Source organism: Actinoplanes sp. NBRC 103695 (genome assembly GCF_030269485.1).
Classification (GTDB): Bacteria; Actinomycetota; Actinomycetes; order Mycobacteriales; family Micromonosporaceae; genus Actinoplanes.
In genome coordinates, this window is the sequence record NZ_BSTL01000002.1 from 291,027 (window position 1) to 297,571 (window position 6,545).

Sequence of the window (6,545 nt, forward strand, 5' to 3'; positions counted from 1 at the left end):
GGGTGAATCCCGAGCCCGAAGCGCCGTACTCCTGGGCCGAACCGGCGCCTGCGCGCCGGCGCCCGATCGGCCGTGAGCTGGCGGCCGCCGGTCTGACGGTGGTCGTGCTCGCGATCCTCGGTGGTCCGCTCGGTGTGCTCTGGCACTACCTGTCGCCGACCGTCCCGGTGATCAACGTGGGCGAGGGACGGATCGTGGTGAACGACCCGTCGCCGGAGGAGTACATCGCCGCGGACGGCTGGTTCAGCATCCTGTGCCTGGCGTTCGGCGTGGTCGCGGCCATCGTGGTGTGGCTGGTGCTGCGCCGGCACCGCGGCCCGTGGCTGCTTGCCGGGGTGATCCTGGGCACGCTCGCCGGCCCGTTGGTGGCGTGGCAGGCGGGGCGGCTGTTCGGCCTGGAAGCCTACCGGGACTGGCGGGGCTCGTCGGAGCTCGGCGCGACGTACGCGGCGCCGGCGGACCTCAGCGCGCACGGAACGCTTCTGGTCGCCGCGTTCGGCGCGGCCATCGTGCTGACCCTGATGGCCGGCTGGGCCAACGACCCCGACCTGGACACGCCGGGGTCGCGCCCCGGTTACGGCAACGACCTGGGCAACGCGCCGCTGCCGCCGCCGCCCGACGTCAGTTCGGGCTGGCCGGTCGCGCCAGATCAGACAGCGGCACCGGCACCGCCCGGACCCGAGCCAGCAGGCCCGCCTCGCGGGTGAGCAGCTTGAGCTCGGTGCGCAGCCGGGTCTCGGTGTCCGGCGCCGCCAGCAGCAGCTGCCGTTCGTCGGTGGTGAGCTGGGCGGTCGCCGCGATCAGGTGGGACAGCACGGTCGGGTCGTCCGGCACATGGTCGAGCACCTCGCTGTCGGGGCGCAGCAGGTCGAGGTAGGTGCGGAAGGCGGCCAGCACCCGCGGCGCCAGCAACTCGGCCGTCTCGCCGGGGGTGTCCTCGTCGGGCAGCCACTCCACCTCGGCGCTCAGGTAACCCTCCGGCCCGCTGGTCACCGCCAGCACGCGGAACCGTCGCCGGCCGACGGTGACGATGTCGAAGCGCCCGTCCGGCAGCTCGGTGACCTGCCGCAGTTCCGCGGTGCAACCCACGTCGTAGAGCTGCTCGGCGGTCACCGGCGTATCGGGCATCGGCGGGTCGGGCTCACCCTCGACCGCCGTCAGCACCTCGGAACCGTGCCGTAACGTCACCACGCCGAACTCGTGCGGCCCGTCCTCAGGCGCGGCGACCAGCTCACGCACGAGCGTGCGGTATCGCTCCTCGAAGATGTGCAGGGGCAGCACCAGGCCGGGGAAAAGCACCGTGCTCAGCGGAAAGACCGGGAGAATCGTGCCCACGAGGCGAGCGTATCGGCATGGTCGCTGTCCGCGCGCACTCCGGGGGTCGCGATCTCTCTGCCTTTCGGGCATACCGGCCATCCCGATGGCTGGAATCGCCCCGCGAGCCTGTCGGACCCCCGGCCTAGACTTACCCGCGTGCTGAATCGGATCGACCTGCGCGGCTCGCTCGACGACCCGCGCGACCTGCTGCCCCGTGCTCAACTCGACGTCTCCGCCGCGGTCGAGCAGATCCGCCCCGTCGTCGAGGCGGTCCGGGAGCATGGGTTCTCCGCGATCCACGACGCCACCCTGCGCTTCGACCAGGTCGACCTGTCCCGCCTCCGGGTGCCGCCCGCTGTCATCGCCGCTGCCGCGGAGACCCTCGATCCTGATGTACGCGCTGCGCTCCTCGAAGCCATCAGTCGCGCGCGCCGGGTGCACGCCGACCAGAAACGGACCGACGTCACCACTCAGGTGGTGCCCGGTGGCACGGTCACCGAGAGATGGGTACCGGTCGGCCGGGTCGGCCTCTACGTCCCCGGCGGCCTGGCCGTGCTCGCGTCCACCGTGGTGATGAACGTCGTGCCCGCCCAGGAGGCCGGCGTCACGTCGCTGGTCGTGGCGAGCCCGCCGCAGCAGTCCAACGACGGGCTGCCCGACCCCACCATCCTCGGCGCGTGCGCCCTGCTCGGCGTGACCGAGGTGTACGCGGTCGGCGGCGCACAGGCCATCGCGATGCTCGGCTACGGCTCGACCGGCGCCGACGACGCCGACGCCTGCGCGCCGGTCGACATGATCACCGGGCCGGGCAACATCTGGGTCACCGCGGCCAAGCGGCTGCTCCAGGGCCGGGTCGGCATCGACGCCGAGGCCGGTCCGACCGAGATCGCCGTCCTCGCCGACGAGACGGCCTCGCCGGCGCACGTCGCCGCCGACCTGATCAGCCAGGCCGAGCACGACCCGATGGCCGCCAGCGTGCTGGTCACCGACTCGGTGGCCCTGGCCGACGCGGTCGACGCCCAGCTCGCCACCCAGGTCGGCGCGACCAAGCACGAGTCCCGGGTGCGCGAGTCGCTGGGCGGCCGGCAGTCCGGCATCGTGCTCGTCGACGACCTGGAGCAGGGCCTGCGGGTGGTCGACGCCTACGCTGCGGAGCACCTCGAGATCCAGACCCGCGGCGCCCGCGACCTGGCGATGCGCGTCCGGAACGCCGGGGCGATCTTCGTCGGGGCCTACTCGCCGGTGTCGCTCGGCGACTACGCGGCCGGTTCCAACCACGTGCTGCCGACCGCGGGTTGCGCGCGGCACTCGTCCGGCCTGTCGGTGCAGTCGTTCCTGCGCGGCATCCACGTCATCGACTACGACGAGGCCGCACTGCGCGACGCCGCCCCGCACGTGATCGCTCTGGCCAACGCCGAGGACCTGCCCGCGCACGGCCAGGCCGTCACCGCCCGGTTCGCGTCATGACCGCGCCTCAGCCGGGCTTCGCCGGCGCTCGTCCCGACGTGGCCTCGTCCTCCTCCCGCTTGGACGCTCTTCCCATCCGGGATGACCTGCGTGGACAGACCCCTTACGGTGCACCGCAGCTCGACGTCGCGGTGCGGCTGAACACCAACGAGAACTCCTATCCGCTGCCCGACGAGGTGGTGGACGCGATCGGGAAGTCGTTGCACGCTGAGTTGCGCGACCTCAACCGCTACCCCGACCGCGAGGCCGACGCCCTGCGCGCCGACCTCGCCGCGTACCTCGGGCTCGGGCTGACGGCCGCGCAGGTGTGGGCGGCCAACGGCTCCAACGAGGTGCAGCAGCAGTTGCTGCAGGCGTTCGGCGGTCCGGGCCGGTCGGCGCTCGGGTTCGGTCCGTCGTACTCGATGCACCCGCTCCTCGCCGCCGGGACCGGCACCCGCTGGATCGGCGCCTTCCGCGACCCGGACTTCGGGCTGTCGGCCGGCGCCGCGGCCGACGCCGTCGCGGAGCACGACCCCGACCTGGTGTTTCTCTGCTCGCCGAACAACCCGACCGGCACGGCGCTCGACCCGTCGGTGATCGACGCGGTGCTCGGTGCGGCGCGCGGCATGGTGATCGTCGACGAGGCCTACGCCGAGTTCGCCCGGCCCGGCACGCCCAGCGCACTCACCCTGCTGCCCTCACACGAGCGGCTGGTGGTGACGCGGACGATGAGCAAGGCGTTCGGGTTCGCCGGGGGACGTCTGGGCTACCTGGCCGCCTCGCCCGCCGTGGTCGACGCCGTGCAGCTCGTCCGCTTGCCGTACCATTTGTCGTCCTTGACCCAGGCTGCCGCTCGCGCCGCGCTGGCCCACCGGTCTGTCCTGCTCGCGAACGTCGACGCGATCAAGGCCGAGCGTGACCGGGTCGTCGGTTCGCTGCGTGACCGCGGGTTGCGGGTGGCCGACAGCGACGCCAACTTCGTGCTCTTCGAGGTGGGCGGTGACCAGCGACTTGCTTGGCGGCACATGCTGGACAATGGGGTGCTCGTGCGCGACGTCGGCCTGCCCGGCTGGCTGCGCGTGACCGCCGGGACGCCCGCCGAGACCGACGCCTTTCTTTCGGCTTTGGACGCCAGCCTTTCCGCTTTGGAGGAGAAGTGAGCCGCACCGCGCGCATCGAGCGCGTCACCAACGAGACCAAGGTGCTCGTCGAGATCGACCTCGACGGCACCGGCAAGGGTGACCTGTCCACCGGTGTCGGCTTCTACGACCACATGCTCAACCAACTCGCCAAGCACGGCGGTTTCGACCTGCTCATCCGGTGCGAGGGCGACCTGGAGATCGACGCGCACCACACGATGGAGGACACCGCGCTGGCGCTGGGTGAGGCGTTCGCCCGCGCGCTCGGTGACAAGGCCGGCATCCGGCGGTACGGGGCGGCCACCATCCCGATGGACGAGGTGCTGTGCCGGGCCGCCGTCGACCTGTCCGGCCGGCCGTACGTGGTGCACGACGAGCCTGAGCTCGCGCCGTACATCGGCCCGGTCTACCCGACCAGCATGACCCGGCACATCTTCGAGTCGTTCGGGCTGGCCGCCAAGCTCACGCTGCACGTCAGCGTGCTGCGCGCGGCCCGCGACGGCGGCAAACCGGACGCGCACCACGTGGTCGAGGCGCAGTTCAAGGCGTTCAGCCGGGCGCTGCGCGAGGCCGTCGAGATCGACCCGCGCAACGCCGGTCAGCTGCCGTCCACCAAGGGCGTCCTCTGATGGCGATCGTGCTGTTCATCATCGCCGGGATCCTCGTCGGCGGGGTGATCTCGCTGGCCAGGCAGGGCGCCACGAAATTCAGCATCGGGCTGGTCGCGGTGCTGGCGGCACTGGCCGCGACCGGTGGCGTGCTTTGGCTGATGCCCGGGAACAGCTGATGACCTCCGCGGCCCCGCCACCGCCGCTGGCGTCTCCCTCGCCCCTGCGCTCGTCCTCGCAGCCTCCTTCGCCGCTGCGCTCGTCCTCGCAGTCTCCTTCGCCGCTGCCCGCTCCCTCGCCGTCTCCCTCGCCCGGACCGACGGCAGGGCCGCGGGTGGTCATCCTCGACTACGGCTCGGGCAACCTTCGCTCGGCCGAGCGGGCGCTGGCGCGCACCGGCGCGGACGTCACCGTCACCTCCGATCTGTCCGCCGCCGCCGAGGCCGACGGCCTGGTCGTTCCCGGGGTCGGGGCCTACGCCTCCTGCATGGCCGGGATCGAATCGCTCGGCGCCGGGCCGGTCATCGCGTCGCGCGTCGCCCAGGGCCGGCCGGTGCTCGGCATCTGCGTCGGCATGCAGATCCTCTTCGACTCCGGGGTCGAGCACGGCGTGGAGACCAAGGGCATCGGGCTGCTGCCCGGGGCGGTCACCCGGCTCACCGCGTCCCGGATCCCGCACATGGGCTGGAACACCGTGTCGGCGGGAGCCGGGTCGCGGCTGTTCGACGACACCGCGGCGGGGGAGCGGTTCTACTTCGTCCACTCGTACGCGGCGTCGGATCTTGATCTTTTGCGGGACGCCGGGGCGACGGTGACGACCGCGAGCCACGATTTGCCGTTCGCGGCCGCGGTCGAGCTCGGGTCGTTGTCGGCCGCCCAGTTCCACCCGGAGAAATCCGGCGACGCCGGGTACGCGCTGCTGCGCAACTGGGTCACCCGGCTGTGAGCAAGGAACGCGCGAAACGGCGGGCCGAACGCATCGCCGTGCTGGAACGCGAGAAGGCGGTCCGCGCCCGCAAGGTGGCCCGGCGGATGCGGCGGCGCACGCTGGTGCGCAAGCTCAAGCCGCCGCGGCGCGGGCGCACCGGGACAGTGCACCGCTTCAGCCGGCGCGAACGGGTCGGGCTCGTCGTGGTGCCCCTCGTCGCGGCGTCGGCGGTGTGGTTCCTGGTGCCCGAGGTCGCGCTCCGGCTCGTACTCATCGCCTTGATCCTTTTGGTCCTGCCCGCTTTGACGGCCGTCGTTCTCGGCCGGCGCTGATCTTTCTTTCCACATCTGGAGTCTGTTGTGACGCTCGAGTTGCTGCCCGCTGTTGATGTCGCCGATGGTCAGGCCGTGCGCCTGGTGCAGGGGGCGGCCGGGTCGGAGACCGCCTACGGCGACCCGCTGGAGGCGGCGCTCGCGTGGCAGTCGGACGGCGCGGAGTGGGTGCATCTCGTCGACCTGGACGCCGCGTTCGGCCGCGGGTCCAACGCCGCGCTGCTCGCCGACGTGGTCTCGCGGCTGGACGTGAAGGTGGAACTGTCCGGCGGCATCCGCGACGACGAGTCGCTGACCCGTGCGCTGGCCACCGGCGCGGCCCGGGTCAACATCGGCACCGCGGCGCTGGAGGACCCGGAGTGGTGCGACCGGATCGTCGGCGAGTACGGCGACCGCGTGGCGATAGGGCTCGACGTGCGCGGCAGCACGCTGTCCGCACGCGGGTGGACCCGCGACGGCGGTGACCTGTACGAGGTGCTGGCCCGCCTGGACAAGGCCGGCGCGGCGCGGTACGTGGTCACCGACATCACCAAGGACGGCACCATGCGCGGGCCCAACCTCGAGCTGTTGCGCTCCGTGTGCGAGCGGACCGACCGGCCGGTGATCGCCAGCGGCGGCGTGTCCACCCTGGACGATCTCCGTGCCCTGGCCACGCTGGAGACGGTCGGGGTGGAGGGCGTGATCGCGGGCAAGTCGCTCTACGCCGGGGCGTTCACCGTGCGTGAGGCGCTCGACGTGCTGGCGGCCGCATGACGACCCCCGGTCCTGCGTC

General features: G+C 72.3%; 9 protein-coding genes. 8 read left to right on the forward strand and 1 reads right to left on the reverse strand.

Going from position 1 to position 6,545, the window contains the following annotated elements; genetic code table 11:
* The first annotated feature begins 2 nt into the window (after positions 1-2).
* Positions 3-707 (forward strand): hypothetical protein, encoded by a 705-nt coding sequence (locus tag QSK31_RS03700; RefSeq protein ID WP_285680901.1) that lies wholly within the window; start codon positions 3-5, stop codon positions 705-707.
* On the opposite strand, the gene QSK31_RS03705 is transcribed toward QSK31_RS03700, so the two are convergent.
* Positions 622-1,335: an LON peptidase substrate-binding domain-containing protein gene (locus QSK31_RS03705; RefSeq protein ID WP_285680903.1), complete on the reverse strand. Its 714-nt coding sequence runs from the start codon at positions 1,333-1,335 to the stop codon at positions 622-624. The genes QSK31_RS03700 and QSK31_RS03705 overlap by 86 nt on opposite strands.
* 138 nt (positions 1,336-1,473) lie before the next feature.
* Here QSK31_RS03705 and hisD point away from each other — a divergent pair, with 138 nt between their 5' ends.
* Genes hisD through priA form a run of 7 tightly spaced genes read left to right on the forward strand, consistent with a single transcriptional unit; the run spans position 1,474 to position 6,526 of the window.
* Entirely contained in the window at positions 1,474-2,784 is a 1,311-nt protein-coding gene (gene hisD / locus QSK31_RS03710; RefSeq protein WP_285680904.1) for a histidinol dehydrogenase, read from the forward strand.
* Positions 2,781-3,926: a histidinol-phosphate transaminase gene (locus QSK31_RS03715; protein ID WP_285680906.1), complete on the forward strand. Its 1,146-nt coding sequence runs from the start codon at positions 2,781-2,783 to the stop codon at positions 3,924-3,926. The genes hisD and QSK31_RS03715 overlap by 4 nt, the downstream gene beginning before the upstream one ends.
* Positions 3,923-4,534, forward strand: coding sequence for an imidazoleglycerol-phosphate dehydratase HisB (gene hisB / locus QSK31_RS03720; RefSeq protein WP_285680907.1), 612 nt, complete (start codon positions 3,923-3,925; stop codon positions 4,532-4,534). Before QSK31_RS03715 ends, hisB begins: the two co-directional genes overlap by 4 nt.
* A complete protein-coding gene (locus QSK31_RS03725) occupies positions 4,534-4,692 on the forward strand; it encodes a CG2302 family histidine operon protein (protein ID WP_285680908.1) in 159 nt (52 codons plus the stop codon). The genes hisB and QSK31_RS03725 overlap by 1 nt, the downstream gene beginning before the upstream one ends.
* The gene (gene hisH / locus QSK31_RS03730) at positions 4,692-5,459 is read left to right on the forward strand and encodes an imidazole glycerol phosphate synthase subunit HisH (protein ID WP_352244360.1); all 768 of its coding nucleotides are present in this window, start codon (positions 4,692-4,694) and stop codon (positions 5,457-5,459) included. Before QSK31_RS03725 ends, hisH begins: the two co-directional genes overlap by 1 nt.
* Positions 5,456-5,773, forward strand: coding sequence for a hypothetical protein (locus tag QSK31_RS03735; protein WP_285680909.1), 318 nt, complete (start codon positions 5,456-5,458; stop codon positions 5,771-5,773). The genes hisH and QSK31_RS03735 overlap by 4 nt, the downstream gene beginning before the upstream one ends.
* Positions 5,774-5,800: 27 nt before the next feature.
* The gene (priA, locus tag QSK31_RS03740; protein ID WP_285680910.1) at positions 5,801-6,526 is read left to right on the forward strand and encodes a bifunctional 1-(5-phosphoribosyl)-5-((5-phosphoribosylamino)methylideneamino)imidazole-4-carboxamide isomerase/phosphoribosylanthranilate isomerase PriA; all 726 of its coding nucleotides are present in this window, start codon (positions 5,801-5,803) and stop codon (positions 6,524-6,526) included.
* Positions 6,527-6,545 lie beyond the last annotated feature (19 nt).